The 23,083-nt window shown below is 68.5% G+C and carries 16 protein-coding genes; 12 read left to right on the forward strand and 4 right to left on the reverse strand.

Annotated features, from left to right (window positions below; genetic code table 11):
• The first annotated feature begins 9 nt into the window (after positions 1 to 9).
• Positions 10 to 1,011 (forward strand): LysR family transcriptional regulator, encoded by a 1,002-nt coding sequence (locus BUF17_RS20970; protein ID WP_073632443.1) that lies wholly within the window; start codon positions 10 to 12, stop codon positions 1,009 to 1,011.
• Here BUF17_RS20970 and BUF17_RS20975 read toward each other — a convergent pair.
• The gene (locus BUF17_RS20975; protein ID WP_073632446.1) at positions 999 to 1,637 is read right to left on the reverse strand and encodes a TetR/AcrR family transcriptional regulator; all 639 of its coding nucleotides are present in this window, start codon (positions 1,635 to 1,637) and stop codon (positions 999 to 1,001) included. The two genes, BUF17_RS20970 and BUF17_RS20975, sit on opposite strands and share 13 nt — an antisense overlap.
• 120 nt (positions 1,638 to 1,757) lie before the next feature.
• Here BUF17_RS20975 and BUF17_RS20980 point away from each other — a divergent pair, with 120 nt between their 5' ends.
• From BUF17_RS20980 to BUF17_RS21000, 5 genes are all read left to right on the forward strand, one after another.
• The gene (locus BUF17_RS20980) at positions 1,758 to 3,293 is read left to right on the forward strand and encodes an efflux transporter outer membrane subunit (protein ID WP_073632449.1); all 1,536 of its coding nucleotides are present in this window, start codon (positions 1,758 to 1,760) and stop codon (positions 3,291 to 3,293) included.
• Between the two features lie 84 nt (positions 3,294 to 3,377).
• Positions 3,378 to 4,499: an efflux RND transporter periplasmic adaptor subunit gene (locus tag BUF17_RS20985; RefSeq protein ID WP_073632451.1), complete on the forward strand. Its 1,122-nt coding sequence runs from the start codon at positions 3,378 to 3,380 to the stop codon at positions 4,497 to 4,499.
• A gap of 11 nt (positions 4,500 to 4,510) precedes the next feature.
• Positions 4,511 to 7,591 (forward strand): efflux RND transporter permease subunit, encoded by a 3,081-nt coding sequence (locus BUF17_RS20990; RefSeq protein ID WP_073632453.1) that lies wholly within the window; start codon positions 4,511 to 4,513, stop codon positions 7,589 to 7,591.
• A 253-nt stretch (positions 7,592 to 7,844) separates the two neighbouring features.
• A complete protein-coding gene (gene crcB, locus BUF17_RS20995; RefSeq protein ID WP_073632455.1) occupies positions 7,845 to 8,252 on the forward strand; it encodes a fluoride efflux transporter CrcB in 408 nt (135 codons plus the stop codon).
• Positions 8,249 to 9,064 (forward strand): adenine nucleotide alpha hydrolase family protein, encoded by an 816-nt coding sequence (locus BUF17_RS21000; protein ID WP_084565064.1) that lies wholly within the window; start codon positions 8,249 to 8,251, stop codon positions 9,062 to 9,064. The genes crcB and BUF17_RS21000 overlap by 4 nt, the downstream gene beginning before the upstream one ends.
• A 96-nt stretch (positions 9,065 to 9,160) precedes the next feature.
• On the opposite strand, the gene BUF17_RS21005 is transcribed toward BUF17_RS21000, so the two are convergent.
• Together BUF17_RS21005 and BUF17_RS21010 are read right to left on the reverse strand one after the other, a co-directional pair.
• Complete coding sequence (locus tag BUF17_RS21005) at positions 9,161 to 10,090, reverse strand: response regulator (protein WP_073632457.1); 930 nt, start codon at positions 10,088 to 10,090, stop codon at positions 9,161 to 9,163.
• Positions 10,083 to 13,511: an ATP-binding protein gene (locus BUF17_RS21010; RefSeq protein WP_073632459.1), complete on the reverse strand. Its 3,429-nt coding sequence runs from the start codon at positions 13,509 to 13,511 to the stop codon at positions 10,083 to 10,085. The genes BUF17_RS21005 and BUF17_RS21010 overlap by 8 nt, the downstream gene beginning before the upstream one ends.
• A 468-nt stretch (positions 13,512 to 13,979) precedes the next feature.
• Between BUF17_RS21010 and urtA the strand changes: the two genes are divergently transcribed.
• From urtA to BUF17_RS21040, 6 genes are all read left to right on the forward strand, one after another.
• Entirely contained in the window at positions 13,980 to 15,245 is a 1,266-nt protein-coding gene (urtA, locus tag BUF17_RS21015) for an urea ABC transporter substrate-binding protein (protein WP_073632554.1), read from the forward strand.
• Between the two features lie 199 nt (positions 15,246 to 15,444).
• Positions 15,445 to 17,043, forward strand: coding sequence for an urea ABC transporter permease subunit UrtB (gene urtB / locus BUF17_RS21020; RefSeq protein WP_073632556.1), 1,599 nt, complete (start codon positions 15,445 to 15,447; stop codon positions 17,041 to 17,043).
• Entirely contained in the window at positions 17,040 to 18,221 is a 1,182-nt protein-coding gene (gene urtC / locus BUF17_RS21025; RefSeq protein WP_073632461.1) for an urea ABC transporter permease subunit UrtC, read from the forward strand. The genes urtB and urtC overlap by 4 nt, the downstream gene beginning before the upstream one ends.
• Positions 18,222 to 18,226: 5 nt before the next feature.
• Positions 18,227 to 19,042: an urea ABC transporter ATP-binding protein UrtD gene (urtD, locus tag BUF17_RS21030; protein WP_084565072.1), complete on the forward strand. Its 816-nt coding sequence runs from the start codon at positions 18,227 to 18,229 to the stop codon at positions 19,040 to 19,042.
• A 99-nt stretch (positions 19,043 to 19,141) separates the two neighbouring features.
• Positions 19,142 to 19,837, forward strand: coding sequence for an urea ABC transporter ATP-binding subunit UrtE (gene urtE, locus BUF17_RS21035; protein ID WP_073632463.1), 696 nt, complete (start codon positions 19,142 to 19,144; stop codon positions 19,835 to 19,837).
• A 223-nt stretch (positions 19,838 to 20,060) separates the two neighbouring features.
• Complete coding sequence (locus BUF17_RS21040) at positions 20,061 to 21,437, forward strand: nucleobase:cation symporter-2 family protein (protein WP_073632465.1); 1,377 nt, start codon at positions 20,061 to 20,063, stop codon at positions 21,435 to 21,437.
• Between the two features lie 45 nt (positions 21,438 to 21,482).
• On the opposite strand, the gene BUF17_RS21045 is transcribed toward BUF17_RS21040, so the two are convergent.
• On the reverse strand, positions 21,483 to 23,063 hold the full coding sequence (locus BUF17_RS21045) for an extensin-like domain-containing protein (RefSeq protein ID WP_139282635.1): 1,581 nt from the start codon (positions 23,061 to 23,063) through the stop codon (positions 21,483 to 21,485).
• Between the last annotated feature and the right edge of the window lie 20 nt (positions 23,064 to 23,083).

The following is a 23,083-nucleotide window of genomic DNA, read 5'->3' on the forward strand; positions in this document are numbered from 1 at the left end:
AGTCATGCCATGAAGGAACAGATTGCACTTGAGCGACTGACCGGCCTGATCGCGTTCGCGCGCGCCGGATCGATGGGCAGCTACACCGCCGCCGCCCGGTCGCTGGCGATTTCACCCTCGGCGGTGAGCAAGAGCATCCAGCGGCTGGAGAAGACCCTCGGCATAGCCCTCTTCACCCGCACCACCCGCTCGCTGACGCTGACCCCCGAGGGGCGCGACCTTCACGAGCGCGCCCTCGCCCTGCTGCGGGCCGCGGAGGAGATCGAGCAGGTGGCGAAGGCCGCCCGGTCGGAGCCTTCGGGCACGCTGCGGGTCGCGGCCTCCCTGCCGATCGGCATCCACGTGATCGCCCCGGCCCTGCCGGCATTCCGCGCGCGCCATCCCGATGTGGAGGTCGACCTTCGGCTGAGCGACCGGTTCGTCGATATCGTCGAGGACGGCATCGATATCGCCGTGCGGATCGGCGATCCCGGCGACTCGCGGCTGCTGTCGCGCCGGCTGGCGCCGCACCTGTTCTGCTGTTTCGCCTCGCCCGCCTATCTCGCCGCGCGCGGCACGCCCTCCCATCCCGACGAACTGGAGACCCACGACACCGTCAGCTTCCGCTATCAGAGCACCGGCCATGTGATGCGCTGGCCGTTCCGCGTCGGCGACCGCGAGATCGAGGTGGTGCCGGCCTCCGGCATCGTGGTGGATGCGAGCGAGGCGGTGATCGCGGCGCTCGTGGCCGGTGGCGGCATCGGCATCAGCGCGAGCTTCATCGCGGCGCCTCATGTGGCGCGCGGCGATCTGGTGCCGGTGCTGTCCGCCTATGCGGTCGAACGGCACAACATCACGGCGCTCTGGCCGCAAAGCCGCCGCTCCAATCCCGCCGTGCGCGCGTTCCTCGCGCATCTGCAGGGCATCTTTCGCGCGCGGACGGCACCGCGCGCCCCCGCCCGCGTGAAGCCGGCGCAATCCGAGGCGCGCGGGCGCGGAAGCCCGGTGCGCGCGTGCGGTCAGGGCTTGTAGAACGCGAGGAACATCGCGATGCCGCAGTCGATCAGGGGATCGGCCTCGCTTGCCGGCCAGGGCGGCAGCGCGAGCATGCCCGAGAGCCTGGAATCTTCCGAGATGAGGGCGAGAAGCTGGAGCGCGGCGAGGTCGGGATCGGGGATGCGCAGACGGCCCGCGCGGTCGAGCGCGGCCAGATAGGTCGCGATCTTGCGGACCGAGCCGCCGGGGCCCTCCTCATAGAACACCTCCGCCAGACGGGGGAACCGCGGCGCGACCGGAATCAGGACGCGGAAGAGGTCGAGCCCCTCGCGCTGGGTGAAGATGCGCCGATAGTTGTCCGCCACCCTCCGCAACTCGGCCTCGACCGACGCGCTCTGCGGGTCCGGCACGTAGAGTCTGGCATTGACCGCCCGGCATTCGACGCGGATCAGCTCTTCGAACAGCGCGGCCTTGCCGGGGAAATGCGCGTAGAGCGTCGCCTTGGAGATCGCGGCGACGCGCGCGATCTCCTCCATCGTGGCGCCGTCGTACCCCGACTTCAGGAACACCGCGCGGGCGGCCTTCAGCGACTCCCGGGCTTTCGGCGGCAGGACGGTCGCGTCTTTCCCGGCTGCAACGGTTTGCGTCTCGTTTTCTGACATGGCTGCGATTTATCTGAACTGAACGGTTTAGTCCATATTGACTTCCGCATTCGCCGGGCCTACCCGATAATCAAACTGAACGGTTTAGTTCAGAGCGGATTCCTGCGGGTGCCATCGATCATGCGAGACCATCGCCCTCTTTCCCGGGCCGCCACCTGTCTGCGCGGAAGCACCATCGTGGCTTCCCTGCTCCTTCTGAGCGGCTGCATGGTGGGACCGAACTTCGAAGCGCCCGCGGCGCCCAATGTGATGGGCTATCTGCCCGAAGGCACGCCGCGCCCGACCGTGTCCGCGAACGTGCACGGCGGCGCCAGCCAGGCCTTCCTCTCAGGTCGCGATCTGCCGGGCGAATGGTGGCGGGTGTTCCGCAGCAAGCAGATCGACGCCTTCGTGGCCGAAGCCATCCGCAATCATCCCGATATCGCGGCCGCCCAGGCCGCTCTGAGGGAAGCGCGCGAGACGGCGCTGGCGGAGGAAGGCGCGCTGTTCCCGCAGGTTTCGGCGGATGGCAGCGCCACCCGCGAGGTCGCCGCACTCGCGAGCCAGGGCCAGAACGGCAATACCGGCCCCTATAACCTGTTCAACGCCTCGGTCAGCGTCAGCTACGCGCTCGATGTCTGGGGCGGCACGCGGCGCGAAATCGAGGCGCTGAACGCGCAGGCGGATTACCAGCGCTTCCAGCTGGAAGCGACCTATCTCACCCTGACCTCGAACGTGGTGACGGCCGCCATCACCGACGCCTCCCTGCGCGCGCAGATCGATGCGACCAACGACATCATCAAATCGGAGCAGGAACAGCTCACGCTGGTGCAGCGCCAGTTCGAGCTCGGCGCGGTGGCGCAGTCCGACGTGCTGTCGCAGCAGTCCAATCTCGCCCAGACCCAGGCGACGCTGCCGCCGCTGCAGAAGCAGCTCGCCCAGCAGCGCAACCAGTTGATGGCCTATCTCGGCCGGCTGCCCAGCGAGGACCACGGCGAGCACGTCAATCTCTCCGGCCTGACCCTGCCGCGCGACCTGCCGGTGAGCGTGCCGTCGGCTCTGGTGCGCCAGCGCCCCGATATCGGCGCCGCCGAGGCGAGCCTGCACCAGGCCACCGCGACAGTGGGCGTGAACGTCGCCAACATGCTGCCGCAGGTGCAGCTCAGCGGCAGCTACGCGCGCGCCAGCCTCACCCCCGAAAAGCTGTTCTCCCCGGGCACCGTCGCCTGGAGCGCCGCCGGCAGCCTCGCCCAGACGGTGTTCGACGGCGGCACGCTGTTCCACGACAAGGAAGCCGCCATCGCCGCCCGCGAGCAGTCGTTCGCGCAATACAAGAGCACGGTCATCAACGCCTTCCGCGACGTGGCCGATGCCCTGCGCGCCATCGAGGCGGATGCCAGCACGCTGAAGGCCCAGCTCGCCTACGAGAAGGCCGCGCAGGACAGCGTGACGATCTCGCGCACGCAATATCTGGCCGGGGCGGTGACCTATCCCTCGGTGCTCACCGCCGAACAGAACTACCAGCAGGCCGTGGTCGCACGGGTGAAGGCGCAGGCCGCGCGCTTCAACGATACCGCGGCGCTGTTCCAGGCGCTGGGCGGCGGCTGGTGGAACCGCGTGGACCAGACGGCGCAGTCCGAACCCCGCACGAACGCGGGCTACCTCCAGGATCACTGACAGGCCCCCCTGACGGGACCACTGACCGGGCTGCGACGCCCCCTCGCAACGCCCCCGTGCCGAAGCCGCAAGGAGAGACGGCAGATGAAGAAGCGGATGATCCTCATGCTGGCCGTCGTCGCCCTGATCTTCGGGGCGTTCTACGGGTTCCAGACCTTCAAGGCGACCATGATCAAGCAGGCGCTCGCGTCGCTGCGCGACCCGCCGCAGACCGTCGCCACGGCCGTTGCCACCCTGACGCCGTGGCAGTCCAGCATCAAGGCGGTCGGCAGCGTCCGCGCCGAAGCGGGCGCCGATCTGGCGCTCGAAAGCTCGGGCACCGTCGCTGAGATCAATTTCAAGTCCGGCGACGAGGTCGCCGAGGGTCAGGTGCTGCTCAAGCTGCGCGACGACCAGGAGGTCGCCAGCCTCGACGCCCTGAAGGCGACGGCCGACGTCAGCTCCCTCATCCTCAACCGCGACCGCGAGCAGTTGAAGATCCACGCCGTGAGCCAGGCGACCATCGACAGCGACACCGCCAATCTCAAGAAGGCGCTGGCAGAGGTCGCCGAACAGCAGGCGGTGGTCGACAAGAAGACGCTGAAGGCCCCCTTCGCCGGCCGCCTCGGCATCCGTTCCGTGGATCTCGGCCAGTATGTGAGCGCGGGCACGACCATCGTGACGCTGCAGTCGCTCAACCCAATTTTCGTCGATTTCTACCTGCCGCAGCAGGCCCTCGCCGAGGTGCGGACGGGACAGACGGTGAAGGCCACGGTGGACACCTATCCCGGCCAGGCATTCGAGGGCACGGTGACGGCGATCAGCCCCAAGGTCGACGTCGCCTCGCGCAACGTGCAGGTGCGCGCCGAGTTCAAGAACGACGACCATCGCCTCACCCCCGGCATGTTCGCGACCGTCGAGATCTCCGTCGGCACGCCGGACCAACTGGTGACGCTGCCGCAGACCGCGGTGACCGCCAATCCCTACGGCGACATCGTCTTCGTGGTGGAGAAGAAGGAAGGATCGGCGACGGGGCTGACCGCGCGGCAGGTGTTCGTCACCACCGGCGCGACGCGGGGCGACCAGATCGCCATCACCGACGGCATCAAGGCGGGCGAGCAGATCGTCGTCGCCGGCCAGATGAAACTGCACAACGGATCGCAGGTCAGCGTGAACAACGCCGTGCTGCCGACGGACGATCCCTCCCCCACCATCGTCGATCGCTGAGCGAGGCGCGCATGTCGTCCTTCACGGATATCTTCATCCGCCGGCCGGTGCTGGCGATCGTGGTCAGCCTGATGATCCTGGTGCTCGGCCTGCGCGCGATGGCCTCCATGCCCATCCTGCAATATCCGCGCACGCAGAACGCCATCGTGACCGTCACCACCACCTATCCCGGTGCCGATCCGGACGTGGTGGCGGGCTTCATCACCACGCCGCTGGAGAATGCCATCGCCCAGGCGAACGGCATCGACTACATGACCTCCACCAGCACCACCGGCACCAGCACGATCACGGTCAACCTGCGGCTCAATTACGATACCGGCAAGGCCCTCACCGAGATCAACACCAAGGTCAATTCGGTGCTGAACCAGCTTCCGTCCGGCACGCAGCAGCCGGTGCTGACGGTGAAGGTGGGGCAGACCATCGATTCGATGTATATCGGCTTCCGCAGCACGGCCATCGCGGCGAACCAGATCACCGATTACCTGATCCGCGTGGTGCAGCCGAAGCTGCAGGCGGTGCAGGGCGTGCAGACGGCCGAACTGCTCGGCAGCAAGACCTTCGCCATGCGTGCGTGGCTCGACCCGATCCGCCTCGCGGCCTATGGCGTGACCGCCTCCGAGGTCTCCACCGCGCTCGGCAACAACGACTATATCGCCAGCCTCGGCAACACCAAGGGCCAGATGGTGCAGGTGAACCTCACCGCCTCCACCAGCCTGCACAATGTCGAGGAGTTCAAGAACCTCATCGTCAAGGAAGAGAACGGCGCCATCGTGCGCCTGAAGGACGTCGCCAACGTCACGCTCGGCGCCGACGACTACGATTCCGCCACGATGTTCAACGGCCATGAGTCGGTCTATATCGGCATCCAGATCGCCCCGACCGCCAATCTGCTCGACGTCATCAAGGGTGTGCGGGCGGTGCTGCCGGAGATCGAGTCGCAGCTGCCGACCGGTCTCACCATGGGCGTCATCTACGATTCCTCGGAGTTCGTGAACTCCTCCATCGACGAGGTGATCCACACGCTGGTGGAGGCGCTGGCCATCGTCACCCTGGTGGTATTCGCCTTCCTCGGCTCGTGGCGGTCGGTGCTCATTCCCGTCATCGCCATTCCGCTGTCGCTGATCGGCACCTTCCTGATGATGCTGGCGTTCGGCTTCAGCATCAATCTGCTCACGCTGCTCGCCCTGGTGCTGGCCATCGGCCTCGTGGTCGACGACGCCATCATCGTGGTGGAAAGCGTCAACCACCACATGGAAGAGGGCATGACGGCGCGCGAGGCCGCCTTCGCCTCGGCGCGGCAGCTCGCCAATCCCATCATCGCCATGACGGTGGTGCTGATCGCCGTCTATGTGCCGATCGGCTTCCAAGGCGGGCTCACCGGCGCGCTGTTCACGGAATTTGCCTTCACGCTCGTCGGCGCGGTGACCATCTCCGCCGTGATCGCGCTCACCCTGACGCCGATGATGTCGGCCAACATGCTGAAGCCTGTGGACCACGCCGGCGGCGATCTCGAATCCCGCATGGTGCTGGCGGTGGACCGGGTGATGGGCGCCGTCACCGGCGCCTATTCCCGCTCGCTCAGGGGCGCGCTCAACTACAAGCCCGTCACCGTGGTGTTCGCCGCGCTGGTGCTGTGCAGCGTCTACTGGTTCTACACCTCGGCCCAGAGCGAACTCGCCCCGGAGGAGGATCAGGGCATCATCCTCGCCCAGAGCATTTCGGCCCCGAACGCCACGCTGCAGCAGAAGCTGCTCTACGACGCGCAGACCTACGACATCTTCAAGAAGCACCCGGAGACCGAGACGGTGTTCCAGGTGGAAAGCACCGGCACCAGCATCGCCGGCTGGGTGATGAAGCCCTGGGACGAACGCAAGGCGACGACCAAGACCCTCCAGCCCATGATCCAGCAGGAGCTGAACCAGGTCGCCGGCCAGAAGATCGTCGCCTTCCAGCAATCGCCCCTGCCGGGTTCGAACGGCCTGCCGATGCAGATCGTCATCGGCACCTCGGACGGATTCGACAAGCTCAACGAGGTGGCGACCAAGTTCCTGCAGGAGGCGCTGAACACCGGCCTGTTCATCTTCCTCAACAACGACCTGAAGATAGACCAGCCGCAGGCTTCCATCGTCATCGACCGCGAGAAGACCTCGCTCCTCGGCCTTTCCATGAGCGACGTGGGCGGCGCACTGTCCTCGATGCTCGGCGGTGGCTATGTGAACTATTTCAGCCTGGACGGGCGATCCTACAAGGTCATCCCGCAGGCGAAGCAGGAAGCGCGGCTCAATACCGATCAGGTCCTGAACTATTACATGCGCCTGAAGGACGGGACCATGGTCCCCCTGTCCACGGTGGCGCGCGTGGAGACCAAGACCGTCCCGGAATCCCTCAACCACTTCCAACAGGTGAACGCCGCGACCATCGCCGGTGTCGTCGCTCCCGGCGTCACCACGGGCGATGCCATCGCCGCGCTGCAGGATCTGGCCCGCCGGACTCTGCCCGTCGGCTACACCCTCGATTTCGGCGGCGCCTCGCGGCAATACGTGCAGGAAAGCGGCGGCTTCATCACCACCTTCGCCTTCGCGGTGATCGTGATCTTCCTGTCCCTCGCCGCCCTGTTCAACAGCTTCCGCGATCCGGTGGTGATCCTGCTGTCGGTGCCGATGTCGCTTGCCGGCGCGCTTCTGTTCATCAGCCTCGGCATTGGCGGCGCCAGCATCAACATCTACACCCAGGTGGGGCTCACCACGCTGATGGGGCTGATCAGCAAGCACGGCATCCTGATGCTGGAGGTCGCCAACGAGCTGCAACTCGCCGGCAAGTCGAAGCGGGAGGCCATCATCGAGGCGGCGACGCTGCGGCTGCGGCCGATCCTGATGACGACGGCGGCCATGGTGCTCGGCGTCGTTCCGCTGATCGTCGCCACCGGCGCCGGCGCGGCCTCGCGCTACAATCTCGGCCTCGTGATCGCCACCGGCCTCGCCATCGGCACCCTGTTCACGCTCTACGTGGTGCCGACGGCCTATGTGCTGATGGGCCAGACGCACCGCCGCGAGGTGGAAGAAGGCGAGCCGGTGCCCGTGCCGGCCGAATAGGCCGCCCCGGCGCCGTCACGCGGGATCGCGCGGCGGATGCCGGACCTATCATCCGGGCCGCGCAGCCCGATCCGATGGCCGGCCCGGCGACGCCCGGGCCGGCCATTCGCGTTCCCACCTCGGCATATCCACCGCATACGATGGTTCAGCCGATCGAACGGTTCGTAGAATGGTCGCCCGGGCCGCACCGTGGAACTCTGCCCACCTCGGCCGCGCACATGTCGTGGCGCGGCGACAGCCGGGAGGTCGGGCCATGCTGGCTTACGGATATGTCGCACTCGGGGGTGCCATCGGCTCCGCGCTGCGCTTCGGAATCAACCGCTGGCTCACCCTGCTTCTGGGCGATGCGCTGCCGTGGGGAACCATCCTCATCAACATGGGCGGCTCGTTCATCATCGGCCTGTTCGCGACGCTGTTCGAGGGCGCGGCGGGCGCGTCGACCCCGCTCGAAATCCGCCAGTTCGTGCTGGTCGGCCTGTGCGGCGGCTTCACCACGTTCTCGTCCTTCAGCCTTCAGACCCTGACCCTGCTCCATTCCGGCGAACCCGTTCGCGCCTTCCTCAACATTGCCTTATCGTTGGCGTTGTGTCTGGTCGCGGTCGCTGTGGGCTATCTCCTGCCCGGCGCACTCGCCACCATGTCCGGGAGTGCGGGAGCATGAGAATATTGGCGGTACTGACGGGGGCGGCCAGCGTGCCGGCGGCACTCGACGCCGCGGAACTGGCGGCATCCGCGCTGGCGGGCGCCTCGATCGAGGCGCTGGAGGTCGTCGTCGACCCCGAGCATATGGTGGCCGCCAGCGAGGAGATCAGCATCCAGCGCTTGCGGGAGATGAGGGAGGGACCGCCCGAGGAACGCGCCCGGGCGGTGCGCACGGCGTTCGACAACTGGATGGCGCGACGGGACCCGAAGGCGGCGCCGGTCGTCTGGCGCTCCGTCACCGGCGCGGAAACCGAGAGCGTGATCCGCGAGGCCGCGCCGGACGTGGCGCTGCTGACCCTGCCCCACGACGGCAACATGGATGCCTCGGACGCGCTTCACGCCGCGATCTTCTCGACAGGCAGGCCCCTGCTGTTGGTGCCTCCGGCATGGCGCGCGGCGGCGCGCGCCGGCTTCGCCCACATCGCCGTCGGGCTGATCGACGACGACACCATGCGCCGCGCCATCGTCGCCGCGGAACCCTGGCTGCGCGCCGCCACCCGGATATCGGCCATCAGCGTCATGGGGAAGAGCAACGTGAGTGCCGATCCGGCCACGATGTGGCCGCTCACTTCGATCGTGCCCGAGTTCCGGATGGTGCCGCCGACCGACGAGCCGACGGCGAGCCGGCTTGTCCGGGAAGCGGATCGTCTGGGCGCAGACCTCCTGGTCGCCGGGGCCTACGGGCACATGGAACTGACGGAATGGCTGTTCGGCGGGGTCACGCGGGAACTCTTGGCGGTCGCCGACCTGCCGCTCCTGCTCGCCCACTGAGACGCTTGTCGATCGGCACAGCGCTGGAGAGCCCATCCTGCTCGAGAGCCCATCCTCTCGTTGCGATCGGATGATGCCGTCCGATCGAACAGCGCTCTAGAATTCGCCGATGGCGCGGGCGGCCAGGATGGCCGCGGAGGCGCGGTTCTCAACGCCGAGCTTGGCGTAGATCTGTTCGAGGTGCTTGTTCACCGTGCGCGGGCTGAGGCCGAGGATGTCGCCGATATCGCGGTTGGACTTGCCGCGCGCGATCCAGACCAGCACCTCCGCCTCCCGCGCGGTCAGGGCATAACGCTGCTTCAGCACGGCCTCCTGACCGGCGGTGTCGTCGCTCGTCAGGCGGAACAGGAATTCGTCCTCGCCGGTCTTGCCGAGGAGAGACAATTCCAGCCGGCGCCCGTCCGATGCGGCGAGCGTGACCGGCGCAGGCGGGCCGCCAGATCCATTTCCCCGCAGCCAGTCCCGAAGGCTTTCCGGCAGGAGAAGCGTGCCGTCCGTCGCGGCGGCGAGGCTGACGCCGAGCAGGCGCAGCGCCTGGGGCGTCGACCACAGCACGCGGCCGTCGCGGTCGGCGGCGAGCAGGTAGCGGCCGGCGGTGTCGAGCGCCGCCCGCGCGCTGGCAGCCGAGCGGGCATTGGCGAGGTGGACGCGGATGCGCGCGAACAGCTCGTCGAGATTGATCGGCTTCGTCACATAGTCGACGCCGCCCGCCTCCAGCCCCTGCACGATGTGCTCGGTCTCCGTCAGCCCGGTCATGAAGATGATCGGGACGTGGGCGAGCGGGCCGGCCTTCAGCCGCCGGCAGGTCTCGAAGCCGTCCATGCCGGGCATGAGCGCGTCCATCAGCACCACGTCGGGCGTGATGCGCTCCACCAGGGCCAGCGCCTGCTCGCCCGCGGTCGCGACCAGCACCGTCACCCCGGAAAGCTCCAGGGCGTCGGTCAGCAGCTTCAGGGTCTCGGGCGAATCGTCGACGACAAGAACGATGTCGCGCGCGCCCGGCAGAACCGCCCGCACATCAGCCATGGTCCGCCAGCCCCTCCAGCATCCGTGTCATGCGGTCGAAATCGAAGGCGTTCATGTGGCGCCGGGTCTCGTCGATGAAGGCGGGATCGACGCCGTCGCCTTCGAGGGCGGCGAGCTTGGCTTCGATGCCGCGAACATAGCCGATGCGCGCGAGGCCAAGAAGCTCCGCCACGTCGCCCGCGCGCGGGCCGGGCGTCCCCGGGGCGGCGGGAGCGGGCGGCGGCGCCCCCGCGACCGATCCCTCCTTCGCCTCGTCCCTAGTCGGCCCGGTCTCGTCCGCATCGATCCAGACGAGGTCGAGCAGCACCTGGATGCGTTCGAGCAATTGGCGCAGGTCGAACGGCTTCGGCAGCGTCTCGTTGTGCACCGCATGCTCGCCGGCATCCGGCGGCGTGTCGCCGATATTGGCCGAGAGCATCACGATCGGGGCGGTGTGGCCGCGCCGGCGAAGGTGGCGGGCGAGTTCCCACCCCGTCATGCCGGGCATCGAGATGTCGAGCAGGAACAGGTCGGGCCGGATTTCGGAAACGAGGTCGAGGCAGGCCGGCCCGTCGACGGCGTCGAGCACCAGGAAGCCGATCGGCTCCAGCGCCTCGTGGATCAGGTCGCGGTGATCGTCGTCGTCGTCGACCACGAGCACGGTGCGCCGGGGACCCTCGTAGTCGCGAATCTGCTTGGCCGGGGCCGGGGCCGGCTTCGGGCGCGCCACCGCCGACAGCATCAGCCGCGCCTGGAACCGGCTGCCTTCGCCGACCGTGCTGGAGACGGAGATGTCGCCGCCCATCAGCTCGGTCAGAAGCTTGGTGATGGTGAGCCCGAGGCCGAGGCCGGCGGCCGCCCGCACGGTGGCGTCGTGCCCGCGCTCGAACGGCTCGAACACGCGCTCGATCTCGTCGGGCGGAATGCCCGGCCCGGAATCCTCCACCGCGATGGTGGCGACCTGGTTGCGGTAGCCGACCTTGAGCGCGACGTGGCCGCGCTCGGTGAACTTGATCGCGTTCGACAGGAGATTGATAAGGATCTGCCGCAGCCGCTTCTCGTCGGTGACGACCACCTCCGGCAATCTCGCCGCCTCGAAGCGGAAATCGAGCCCCTTGGCGCGCGCCTGCAGGCGGAACATGTCGACGAGTTGTTCGAGGAACTCGCCGATGCGCACCTCGTTGCGCTGGATCTGGAGCCGGCCGGCCTCGATCTTGGAGATGTCCAGAAGGCCGTCGATCAGGCCGGAGAGGTGTTCCGCGTTGCGGCGGATCGATTGCAGGCCGCCGATCCGCCGGGGCGGAAAGGCCGGGTCGCGCTCCAGGATCTGGGCGTAGCCGAGCACGGCGTTCAGCGGCGTGCGCAGTTCGTGGCTGAGCCCGACGACGTAGCGGCTCTTGGCGAGGTTCGCCGCCTCGGCGATCTCCTTCGCCTTCTGCAGCGCGGCGTCGGTGCGGCGGTGGGCGGCGATCTCGCGCAGCAGCAAGGTGTTCTGGCGCATGGATTCCTCCTGCGCCACCCGCCGGCTTTCGTTCGCCAGCACGAAGAACCAGCCGGAGATGCCGGCGATGATCATCAGGATGAAGAACGCCGCCCAGAGCGTGCGCCCGACGATGTCGCCGTGCACCTCGCCGGTCGAGGTCACCACCGTGTAGATGATGACGAGCAGGCCGCCGATGACGAGCGCAAACAGCGCCATCACCCAGGCATATTGGCCGATGCGCGAATTGAACCGGGCGACGACGTGCTCCGGCAGCACCGTCGAGAGCGCGCTGATCGCCTGCGCCTGGAACCGGGCCTTCGGCTTGCAGAGATCGTGGCAGCGCGCGTCGAGCGAGCAGCACAGCGAGCAGATCGGCCCGGAATAGGCGGGGCAGAACGCCATGTCCTCCGGCTCGAAATGGTGCTCGCAGACGCTGCAGCGGATCTCGGTGCGGTTCTGCCAGTGGGCGCGCGGCTTGCGGGCGAGATAATAGCGCCCGCCGGTCGCCCAGGCGATGGCCGGCGTGGCGACGAGGGCCACGACGAGCGCGATGAACGGCGCGAGCGCCTGCGCCACCGGCCCGAACACCCCGAACAGCGCGACGAGCGCGACGAGGGCCGCGAGCCCCATGCCGCCGACGCCGACCGGGTTCACGTCGTAGAGGTGGGCGCGCTTGAACTCGATTCCCGGCGGGCTGAGGCCGAGCGGCTTGTTGATGACGAGATCGGCCACCATCACGCCGAGCCAGGCGACGGCGGCGATGGAGAACACGCCGAGGGTGCGCTCCAGCGCGCGGTAGATGCCGAGTTCCATCAGCATCAGCGCGATGGCGACATTGAACACCAGCCACACCACCCGGCCCGGATGGCTGTGGGTGAGCCGCGAGAAGAAGTTCGACCACGCCAACGAGCCGGCATAGGCGTTCATCACGTTGATCTTGAGCTGCGACACCACCACGAAACCGGCGGTGACGGCGAGCACCACGCCCGATGAGGAAAACACGTAGCCGAACGCGACGTGGAACATCTGCGCCGGCTCGGCGGCATGGTCCTCGGGCACGCCCGCGCGCAGCGCCAGATAGGCGAGGAAGGAGCCGGCCAGCAGCTTCGGCGCGCCGAGGATGATCCAGCCCGGGCCGGCGAACAGCAGCGCCGCCGACCAGCCCCTGCCCGTGCGCGGCGCTTCCCGGTCGTATTCGCGCGGCGGCAGGAAGCGCAGGAAGTCGACCTGTTCGCCGATCTGGGGAATGAGCGCCAGGATCACCGCGGCGGCCGCCCCGAAATGCAGCAGGTCGAAGGTCGCCGATGGCGTCGCGGTCGGATGGCCGGGCGCGCCGCCGAAGGCCGTCCAGGCCTGGATTGCGGGCCAGTCGTGGATGGCGATGAACACGAACGGCAGGATGTTGAGCACGATCCAGACCGGCTGGGTCCAGAGCTGGAAGCGGCTGATGCCGGTGATGCCGTGGGTGACGAGCGGAATGACCGCCAGCGACGAGATGATGTAGCCGAGCCAGAGCGGAATGCCGAAGCACAGCTCCAGCGCCGACGACATGATCGACGCCTCGATGGCGAACAGCATGAAGGTGAACGTCGCATAGATCAGCGACGTGATGGTGGAGCCGATATAGCCGAAGCCCGCGCCGCGCGTCAGGAGATCGATGTCGACGCCGTAGCGGGCGGCATAGCGCGCGATGGGGATGCCGGTCAAAAGGATCACGACGCTGACGGCGAGGATCGCGGCCACCGCATTGGTGAAGCCGTAGCTCAGCGTGATGGCGCCGCCGATCGCCTCCAGCGCCAGGAACGAGATCGCGCCGATCGCCGTCTGCGCCACGCGCCCGGCCGACCAGCGCCGCGCCCGCTTGGCGGTGAAGCGAAGGGCGTAGTCCTCCAGCGTCTGGTTGGCGACCCAGCGGTTGTATTCCCGCCGGACCGGGAGGATGCGCTGACGCCCCGACATCGCTTGCTTTCGCCCCTCCCCCGACCGGTCCGGCGCCGGCATCGCGGGCGAACGCCCGGCCTCGCGCACCCGCGAGGATGCGTGCTTTGGCATCGATCCGCACGCTTGTCCACGGGATCGCTCGCCTCATGCGATGCAAACCGGATGCCGTTTCGCAGCCCGCCCGCTCCATCGCCCCGGCAGCGCTGCGGGACGACCAAATTGCGCGGCGTTCCGCGGCCCTCCGGCACCTCCGCCGCCCCCTACGTCATTCGACGTATTTGCTGCAGCGCGAGATGCGCCGACAGTCGGGGCTGGCTGGAAAGGCATCGTGCCGAAAAATAAGCCTCATCACCGCAAACAGGGGAACACTCCATGACGTCGACGACCCTTGACGCATCCTGGAACCGCCCGGAGGAGCCCGCCGCTCCCGCCGGCCGGCTTCCGCGCTTCCTCCGCTCCGCCCGCCGCGCCTTCGGCGCGCTCGCCATGGTTGGTGCCGTGGCCCTCGCCGGTGCCCAGCATGCCAAGGCCGCCGACGACACCATCAAGGTCGGCGTGCTGCACTCGCTGTCCGGCACCATGGCGATCTCGGAGACCACGCTGAAGGACACCGTCCTGATGCTGATCGACGAGCAGAACAAGAAGGGCGGCCTGCTCGGCAAGAAGCTCGAGGCGGTGGTCGTCGATCCCGCCTCCAACTGGCCGCTGTTCGCCGAGAAGGCCCGCGAGCTCCTGACCAAGGACAAGGTCGCGGCGGTGTTCGGCTGCTGGACGTCGGTGTCGCGCAAGTCCGTGCTGCCGGTGTTCGAGGAGCTGAACGGCATCCTGTTCTACCCGGTGCAGTACGAAGGCGAGGAATCCTCGAAGAACATCTTCTACACCGGCGCCGCCCCGAACCAGCAGGCGATCCCGGCCGTCGACTATCTGATGGAGAACGAGGGCGTCCAGCGCTGGGTGCTTGAAGGCACCGACTACGTCTATCCGCGCACGACCAACAAGATCCTCGAGGCCTACCTGAAGTCCAAGGGCGTGAAGGCCGAGGACATCTCGATCAACTACACGCCGTTCGGCTTCTCCGACTGGCAGACCCGCGTCGCCGAGATCAAGAAGTTCGGCTCCGAGGGCAAGAAGACCGCCGTGGTCTCCACCATCAACGGCGACGCCAACGTGCCGTTCTACAAGGAACTCGCCAACCAGGGCATCAAGGCCACCGACATCCCGGTCGTCGCCTTCTCGGTCGGCGAAGAGGAACTCGCCGGCATCGACACCAAGCCGCTCGTCGGCCACCTCGCCGCGTGGAACTACTTCGAGTCCGTCGACACGCCGGAGAACGCCGAGTTCATCAAGAAGTGGAAAGAGTTCATCAAGAACGACAAGCGCGTGACCAACGACCCGATGGAAGCCACCTATATCGGCTTCAACATGTGGGTTAAGGCGGTCGAGAAGGCCGGCACCACCGATCCGAGCAAGGTCATCCCGGACATGATCGGCGTCTCGGTCCCGAACCTCTCGGGCGGCTACTCGGCGATGATGCCGAACCACCACATCACCAAGCCCGTGCTGATCGGCGAGATCCAGGACAACGGCCAGTTCGAGATCGTGTCCGAGACCCCCGGCCTGATCGTCGCGCAGGAATGGTCCCCGTACCTCGAGGGTTCCCGCGACCTGATCGCCGACTGGCGCTCGCCGATGTCGTGCGGAAACTTCAACGTCAAGACCGGCAAGTGCGGCGGCGCCGGCGCAGCGAACTGACGCGCGGAGCACACGGCCGGGCGTGATCGCGCCCGGCCCGATCCTCTCTCCTGACCAACCGGCCGGCGCCCTGCGGCGCCGGCCTCCCCTCCCGGTGCATCGCCGAACGATCCGGCCGGTGCATCCTCCGCAAGACGGGGTGCCGCTCGTGATCCGCCAGTTCGTTGCCCGCAATCCGCTCCGCCGTTTCGCCGGCCTGATGGCGTGCCTGCTGACCTGTCTCGTCGTGGCGGCCGGCCTCGGCCTGTCGGGCACACCCGCCCGCGCCGACGCGGTCGACGACGCGCTGGCGCTGATCGCCAGCCCGAAATTTCCCGACATCGAGAAAGGCGTGACCGAGCTCGCCGCCAGCGGCGCGCCGGAAGCCGCCACGGTGATCGAGGCGCTCGGCGACGGCCGTCTGATGGTCGATGCCGGCAGCAAGACCCTGTTCGTCAAGGCCCCGGACGGCGCGCTGACCGACGCGCGCACTGGCGCGGCGGTGGCGGACGCCCCCTCCGGCCTCAAGGCCGTGCGCGTCAACAACCGCGTGCGCCGCGCCGTCGATGCCGCGGTCGGCATGCTGACGCTGATGTCGCCCGATCCCGCCAAGCGCCTCGCCGCCGCCGACGCCGTTTTCAAGTCGCGCGACGAAGCCGCGTTGCCGGCGATCGAGGCCGCGCTCGCCAAGGAGACCGACCCCGGCATCCGCACCGTGCTCGAACAGGCCCATGCGGTGCTGATCCTCAACGATCCGCAGGCGAACGCCGAAGCCCGCAGCGCCGCCGTCGCCAGCATCGTCGCCCGCGGCGACCAGGATGCGCTTTCGATCCTCGACGCGGCCAAGGCCGGCGCTAGCCCGGCCGACGCCGCCGCGATCGATGCCGGCATCCGCGCGATCCAGAACAAGCAGCAGATCGCGGCGGTGTTCCAGAACGTCTGGTACGGCCTGTCGCTCGGCTCGGTGCTGCTGCTCGCCGCCATCGGGCTCGCCATCACCTTCGGCGTGATGGGCATCATCAACATGGCCCACGGCGAGATGGTGATGCTCGGCGCCTACACCACCTTCGTGGTTCAGGAGGTCTGCCGCGCCTATGCGCCGGACATGATCGGCCTGTCGCTGCCGGTCGCCATCCCGCTCGCCTTCGTGGTTACCGGCGCGGTGGGCGTGCTGATCGAGCGCACCGTGATCCGCCACCTCTACGGCCGGCCGCTCGAAACCCTGCTCGCCACCTGGGGCATCAGCCTGATCCTGCAGCAGGCGGTGCGCTCGCTGTTCGGCCCGACCAACCGTCAGGTCGATGCGCCGAGCTACATGTCGGGCGCGTTCGAGGTTGCCGGCGTCACCATCACCTACGGCCGCATGTGGATCGTGGTGTTCGCCATCGCGGTGTTCTTCGGGTTGCTGACACTGCTGAAGTCGACCTCGTTCGGCCTGAAGATGCGCGCCGTCACCCAGAACCGGAAGATGGCGGCCTCGATGGGCATCCGCACCCCGATGGTCGACACCATGGCGTTCGCGATGGGCTCCGGCATCGCCGGCATCGCCGGGGTGGCGCTCTCCCAGATCGACAACGTCTCGCCCAATCTCGGCCAGGGCTACATCGTCGACAGCTTCATGGTCGTGGTGTTCGGCGGCGTCGGCAATCTCTGGGGCACCCTCGTCAGCGCGCTGACCCTCGGCGTCGCCAACAAGCTACTGGAGCCCTATGCCGGCGCCGTGCTCGGCAAGATCCTGATCCTGGTGCTCCTGATCCTGTTCATCCAGAAGAAGCCGCGCGGCCTGTTCGCGCTGAAGGGAAGGGCTATCGAAGCATGAGCGCGCCATCCAGCACGCCGACCGCCAGTCCCGCCCGCTTCGGCTTCCTCGATACCAAGGGCCGCATCTTCCTCATCGTGCTCGTGGCGGCGGGGATCTTCGTTCCCTTCGCGAACCTGGTGTTCCCGCCGGATTCCGCCTTCCACGTCCCGACCTACGCCGTGTCGCTCATGGGCAAGTACCTGAGCTACGCCCTGCTCGCGCTCGCGCTCGATCTGGTGTGGGGCTATTGCGGCATCCTCTCGCTCGGCCACGGCGCGTTCTTCGCCCTCGGCGGCTACGCGATGGGCATGTACCTGATGCGGCAGATCGGCTCGCGCGGCGTCTACGGCAACCCGGTGCTGCCGGACTTCATGGTGTTCCTGAACTGGACCGAGCTGCCCTGGTACTGGTACGGCTTCGACAGCTTCGCCTTCGCGATGCTGATGGTGGTCGTCGCGCCCGGCATCCTCGCCTTCGTGTTCGGCTGGCTGACGTTCCGTTCCCGCGTCAACGGCGTCTATCTCTCCATCATCACCCAGGCGATGACGTTCGCGCTCCTGCTCGCGTTCTTCCGCAACGACATGGGCTTCGGTGGCAACAACGGCCTGACCGACTTCAAGGACATCCTCGGCTTCGACATCCGCGCCGAGGGCGTCCGCGTGGCGCTGTTCGTCGCCACTCTGGTCGCGCTGGCGCTCGGCTATCTCATCTCCCGCGCGCTGACGCTCTCCACCTACGGCAAGGTGCTCGTGGCGGTGCGCGACGCGGAATCCCGCACCCGCTTCCTCGGCTACCGCGTCGAGCACTACAAGCTCGTCGCCTGGACGGTGTCGGCGATGATGGCCGGCGTCGCCGGAGCGCTCTACGTCACCCAGGTCGGCATCATCAACCCGTCGGAATTCTCCCCGGCGAACTCCATCGAGGCCGTGATCTGGGTCGCGGTCGGCGGGCGCGGCACCCTCGTCGGCGCGGCGCTCGGGGCGGTGGTCGTCAACTTCGCCAAGACGTGGCTCACCGGCGCGCTGCCCGAAGTGTGGCTGTTCGCCCTCGGCCTCCTGTTCGTGGTCGTCACGCTCTATCTGCCGAAGGGCATTCTGGGCGTCGTCAACCAGTGGAAGAACCGCCGCCGGGCGCCGCCTGCGTCCGCCGCCCCCGAACCCGTCGCCTTCACCGCGACCGAAAAGCCGGCGGAGTGATCCCGATGACCGTGAGCGCCGACCTCCCCGAAACGTCCGTGGCCCCGCCGCCGCCCGTCCACACCCACGGCACGCCGCTGACCAACACCATCCTCTATCTCGATGGCGTGCACGTCTCGTTCGACGGCTTCCGGGCACTGAACCAGCTCTCGCTCGCCATCGCGCCCGGCGAGATGCGGGCGATCATCGGCCCGAACGGCGCCGGCAAGACCACGATGATGGATTGCATCACCGGCAAGACCAAGCCGGACGGCGGCGTGGTGATGTTCGACGGCGCCGTCGACCTCACCCAGCTCGACGAGGCGGCCATCGCGGAACTCGGCATCGGCCGCAAGTTCCAGAAGCCGACGGTGTTCGAGACGCTGACGGTGGAGGACAATGTCCGCCTCGCGCTCAAGGGGCCGCGCAGTCCGTGGTCGGCCCTGTTCGGCGAGCGCAACCGCATCGCCCGCGAGCGCATCACCGAGGTGCTCGACATCGCCCGCATGACCGAGCATCGCGACCGCCTCGCCGCCGACCTGTCCCACGGGCAGAAGCAGTGGCTGGAGATCGCCATGCTGCTCGCCCAGGACCCGAAGCTCCTGCTGGTCGACGAGCCGGTGGCGGGCATGACCGATTCCGAGACGATGGAAACGGCCAAGCTCCTGAAGAAGATCTGCGCCCAGGGCCACGCCGTGGTGGTGGTCGAGCACGACATGCTGTTCGTGCGCGAACTCGACTGCAAGGTCACGGTGCTGCACGAGGGCTCGACGCTGGCCGAGGGCTCCATCGACGCGGTCTCGGTCAACGAGCGCGTCGTGGAGGTCTATCTCGGTCGCTGAACGACGGCGCGCCCGCGGCCGGATCGCCCTCCGGCCGCCAACCGTCGACAACCGGACTATCGGGCCTGCACCCCGGATGCAGGTTCCATGGAGAGGCCCATGCTGAGCGTCGAATCCATCGATCTCTATTACGGTGCCGCCCAGGCGCTGCGCGATGTCTCCATCACCGCCGAGACCGGCAAGGTGACGACGGTGCTCGGCCGCAACGGCGTCGGCAAGACCTCGCTGCTGCGCGCCATCACCGGCCGCGAGCCCATTTCCCGCGGCGCCATCCGGTTCGAGGACCGCGAGATCTCGAAGCTGAAATCCTACGACCGCGCGCGCGGCGGCATCGCCTTCGTGCCGCAGGGCCGCGAGATCTTCCCGCTGCTGTCGGTCAAGGAGAACCTGGAGACCGGCTTCGCCCCGCTGAAGCGCTCCGAGCGCTACATCCCCGAGACCATCTACGACCTGTTCCCGGTGCTGAAGGACATGCTGCACCGGCGCGGCGGCGACCTTTCCGGCGGCCAGCAGCAGCAGCTCGCCATCGCCCGCGCCCTCATCACCCGCCCCCGCCTGCTCGTGCTCGACGAGCCGACCGAGGGCATCCAGCCGTCCATCATCAAGGATATCGGCCGCGCCATCGATTTCCTGCGCAGCCAGGGCACCATGGCGATCCTGCTGGTGGAGCAATATTTCGATTTCGCCCGCGACCTGTGCGACACATGGGCCGTGATGGAACGCGGTGCCATCGTCATGTCCGGCACCCGCGCCGAGATGAACGAGGACGAGGTGCTGCAGCGGCTCGCCGTGTGAGCTCCAGGGGAAGCCCTCCCGCGCCGGGACGCCCCCTCTGCGGCGCGAAAAAGCCGGTTTCCCTTTTGGAAGCGGCGGTGGCGGCCCCATTCCCGGGTCGCCACCGCCGCTTTTTTTATCGGCCGCCACCGCGCGGCCCGTCGGCCCGCGCCGGCGTGGTGGCACGGAAGATGCTTCGGTTTCCGCAGCGCCGGCGAGCGGCGAGGGAACGAGGAGAGGCATCATGACGGTGACGACGGCAGCCATCCACCCGACCGACGAAGTGCTGCCGACGCCGCGCCTCGTCACGCTCGGCTTCCAGCATGTGTTCGTGATGTATGCCGGCGCCATCGCCGTGCCCCTGATCATCGGCCGCGCGGCGAAGCTGCCGCCGGAGGACGTCGCGCTCCTCATCAACGCCGACCTGCTCGCCTGCGGCATCGCCACGCTGATCCAGTCGTTCGGCCTCGGCCGCTTCGCAGGCATCCGGCTGCCGGTGATGATGGGCTGCACCTTCGCCGCCGTCGGCCCGATGGTGGCGATGGCGACCGATCCGGCCCTCGGCCTCGTCGCCATGTTCGGCTCGGTGATCGCCGCCGGCCTGTTCACGATCCTCGTCGCGCCGTTCATGAGCCGGCTGCTGCCGCTGTTCCCGCCGGTCGTCACCGGCACGGTGATCCTGGTGATCGGGCTGTCCCTGATGGGCATCGGCATCAACTGGGCGGCGGGCGCGCCGAACCCCACGCTGCCCGGCTACGGCGATCCCTCCCACCTCGCCGTCGCCGCGTTCGTGCTCTGCGTCATCCTCGCGGTGATGCGGTTCGCCACCGGCTTCGTGCGCAACATCGCCATCCTGATCGGCATCGTGGTCGGCGCGCTCGCGACCTATGCCCTCGGCATGATGCACTTCGACAAGGTGGTGACGGCGCCCTGGTTCGGGCTGGTGATGCCGTTCCATTTCGGCATGCCGGTGTTCGATCCGGTGTCGGTCGTCACCATGTGCGTGATCATGATCATCGTCATGATCGAATCGACCGGCATGTTCCTCGCCCTCGGCGAGATGGTGGAACGCCCGGTGACGCAGGACGACCTCGCCCGCGGCCTCCGGGCGGACGGCCTCGGCACCCTGATCGGCGGCGTGTTCAACACGTTCCCGTACACGTCGTTCTCGCAGAATGTCGGGCTCGTCGGCGTCACCGGCATCCGCAGCCGGTTCGTCTGCGTCGCCGGCGGCCTCATCCTGCTGGCGATGGGGGTGGTTCCCAAGCTCGGCGCGCTGGTCGAATCCGTGCCGGTGTTCGTGCTCGGCGGCGCCGGCATCGTGATGTTCGGCATGGTCGCGGCGACGGGCGTGCGCATCCTCGCCGGCGTCGACTACGCCGCCAACCGCAACAACCTCTATATCGTCGCGATCTCAGTCGGGTTCGGCATGATCCCGGTGCTGGCGCCGAGTTTCTTCAACGCCCTGCCGGGCGCGCTGGCGCCGGTGCTGCATTCCGGCATCGTGCTGGCCGCGCTGATGGCGGTGGTGCTGAACCTCGTCTTCAACGGCTGGGTCTCGCACGCGGAAGCGAGCGCCGCAGTCCGCGACGGCGCCCGTTCGAGCGAGGCGCTGCACTGAGCCGCGTCTCGCGGCTCATCCTCGTCGCGCGCCGCGTCTCGCGGCTTAACCGCCCGCGGCGTCGGTGATCTTCCACCGGCAGGCAGCCCAGGCGCGGCGCCGGTTGGCGAGATCGACGTGGATGTGCTCCTCGTGGTAGCCGTCCGATCCCGGCCCGAGCACCGTCTCGAAGCGGGCGCAGGCGCTGGCCCGCATCACGGTCCGGAACGAGGCCGGCAGCGAGCGGCCGCCCATCGCGTAGCTGCGGCCGTTCGCCAGTACATAGCCGCCGACATCCATGGCGTTGCCGCGGCCGTGCTCGCTCAGCCGGTTGCCGCGCTGGCGGTTCTGCGGCCGGCAATCATAGGAATCCGCCACCTTCACCGCCGCGAGCGGGCTGCCGAGCTTCGCGATCGCCGGGGCGATGTCGGAGCGCATCCACGCGACGATCTCCGTCGCCATATGGCAGTTGAGGTGGGCCGGCGGCGTCATCTCCACCTCGCGACCGTCGGCGAGCTTGAACGAACTCACCTTCACGAGGTCCGGAACCCGGCAGGCGCCGCCGGATTGCTTGTGCTCGGAGGGCACCATGTCGGCGATGCCCTTGGCGACGATGGCCGCGCAGGCGGCGGGCAGCCCGCGCACCACGCCCTTGAGGTCCTGTGTCCCGGGCAAGGCCGTGAGCGACGAGCCGGGCAGCGTGTCGGTCGGCGGGTTGATCGACGTTCCCGGCAGCGCGGCGATCTCCGTGCCGGGCAATCGTGGCCTTGCCGCCGGGACAGGCACGACGAGGCCCCCGCTGACGGCGGCCGCGGCGCCGGTCTGCGGGCGCGCCTCGGCGGGCGGCGCTTCCTCGCTGCTGACGATGGCGGCCTCGGCAATGGCCGGGCGCGGCGTCGGCAGGCTGACGGGCACCGGCACTACCGGCTGCTCCAGCGCCTCGGCGACCACCGGCCTCGGCGGCCGCAGTTCGGGCATGTAGGCCTGCGGGATATCCGGTGCCTCGGCCTCCGGCGCGACCGGCGGTGGCACGACCGGAGCCGGCTCGACGACCACCGGCGGCCGGGCGGCCGGTGTCCGGCGGCCGGTCCGCGGCACGGCCGTGAAGCCGCCGCCCGCGGCGCCCGGCGCGATGGCGACGCCCTGCACGCCCGGCGGCACCAGCGCCAGCGCAGTCGGCGCGCCTTCGTCGGATGGCGCCGAATTGGGGAAGAACATTGCGTCCGGGCCGGGAGAGGGCGTCGCGCCCTTGTTGCGCAAGGCCGCGGAAAGCGCCGGGTTCGGCGGCGGCTCCGCGGCGATCACGGCGAAGGCGGCAAACGGGTCGGGCGGCGCCGGCGGCGCGAGATCGCCCTTGCCCGTCACGAGGCCGACCGGCCCGCCGGTGTCCTGCGCGCCTGCCGCCGCGGGGGCAGCCCCCGGGGTGCGGGCGACGCGATTGCCCTTCGCTGTCTTCGTCACGGGCGCGGTCTGTTCGGCCCCCTGCCCCGCGCCGGCTGCGAGGTCCTGCGCCGTGGCGCCTTCGGGCCAGACACCGAGGGCGAGGGTCAGGACAAGCACGGCCACCCCGGTCCACCGCGCGGCAGCGTCGGACCGCCGCCCCGGCGTGGCGGCACGGTCGGATTGCGGAGCGCTTTCCGACCGCATGATCCCGTCCGATTGACCGA

Source organism: Pseudoxanthobacter soli DSM 19599, from assembly GCF_900148505.1.
In the GTDB taxonomy this organism is placed as follows: domain Bacteria; phylum Pseudomonadota; class Alphaproteobacteria; order Rhizobiales; family Segnochrobactraceae; genus Pseudoxanthobacter; species Pseudoxanthobacter soli.

Coding starts and splice junctions, on each gene's coding strand:
- BUF17_RS20970 (WP_073632443.1), top strand. CDS start 10: ATGAAGGAACAGATTGCACTTGAGCGACTGACCGGCCTGATCGCGTTC.
- BUF17_RS20975 (WP_073632446.1), bottom strand. CDS start 1,637: ATGTCAGAAAACGAGACGCAAACCGTTGCAGCCGGGAAAGACGCGACC.
- BUF17_RS20980 (WP_073632449.1), top strand. CDS start 1,758: ATGCGAGACCATCGCCCTCTTTCCCGGGCCGCCACCTGTCTGCGCGGA.
- BUF17_RS20985 (WP_073632451.1), top strand. CDS start 3,378: ATGAAGAAGCGGATGATCCTCATGCTGGCCGTCGTCGCCCTGATCTTC.
- BUF17_RS20990 (WP_073632453.1), top strand. CDS start 4,511: ATGTCGTCCTTCACGGATATCTTCATCCGCCGGCCGGTGCTGGCGATC.
- crcB (WP_073632455.1), top strand. CDS start 7,845: ATGCTGGCTTACGGATATGTCGCACTCGGGGGTGCCATCGGCTCCGCG.
- BUF17_RS21000 (WP_084565064.1), top strand. CDS start 8,249: ATGAGAATATTGGCGGTACTGACGGGGGCGGCCAGCGTGCCGGCGGCA.
- BUF17_RS21005 (WP_073632457.1), bottom strand. CDS start 10,090: ATGGCTGATGTGCGGGCGGTTCTGCCGGGCGCGCGCGACATCGTTCTT.
- BUF17_RS21010 (WP_073632459.1), bottom strand. CDS start 13,511: ATGTCGGGGCGTCAGCGCATCCTCCCGGTCCGGCGGGAATACAACCGC.
- urtA (WP_073632554.1), top strand. CDS start 13,980: ATGGTTGGTGCCGTGGCCCTCGCCGGTGCCCAGCATGCCAAGGCCGCC.
- urtB (WP_073632556.1), top strand. CDS start 15,445: ATGGCGTGCCTGCTGACCTGTCTCGTCGTGGCGGCCGGCCTCGGCCTG.
- urtC (WP_073632461.1), top strand. CDS start 17,040: ATGAGCGCGCCATCCAGCACGCCGACCGCCAGTCCCGCCCGCTTCGGC.
- urtD (WP_084565072.1), top strand. CDS start 18,227: ATGACCGTGAGCGCCGACCTCCCCGAAACGTCCGTGGCCCCGCCGCCG.
- urtE (WP_073632463.1), top strand. CDS start 19,142: ATGCTGAGCGTCGAATCCATCGATCTCTATTACGGTGCCGCCCAGGCG.
- BUF17_RS21040 (WP_073632465.1), top strand. CDS start 20,061: ATGACGGTGACGACGGCAGCCATCCACCCGACCGACGAAGTGCTGCCG.
- BUF17_RS21045 (WP_139282635.1), bottom strand. CDS start 23,063: ATGCGGTCGGAAAGCGCTCCGCAATCCGACCGTGCCGCCACGCCGGGG.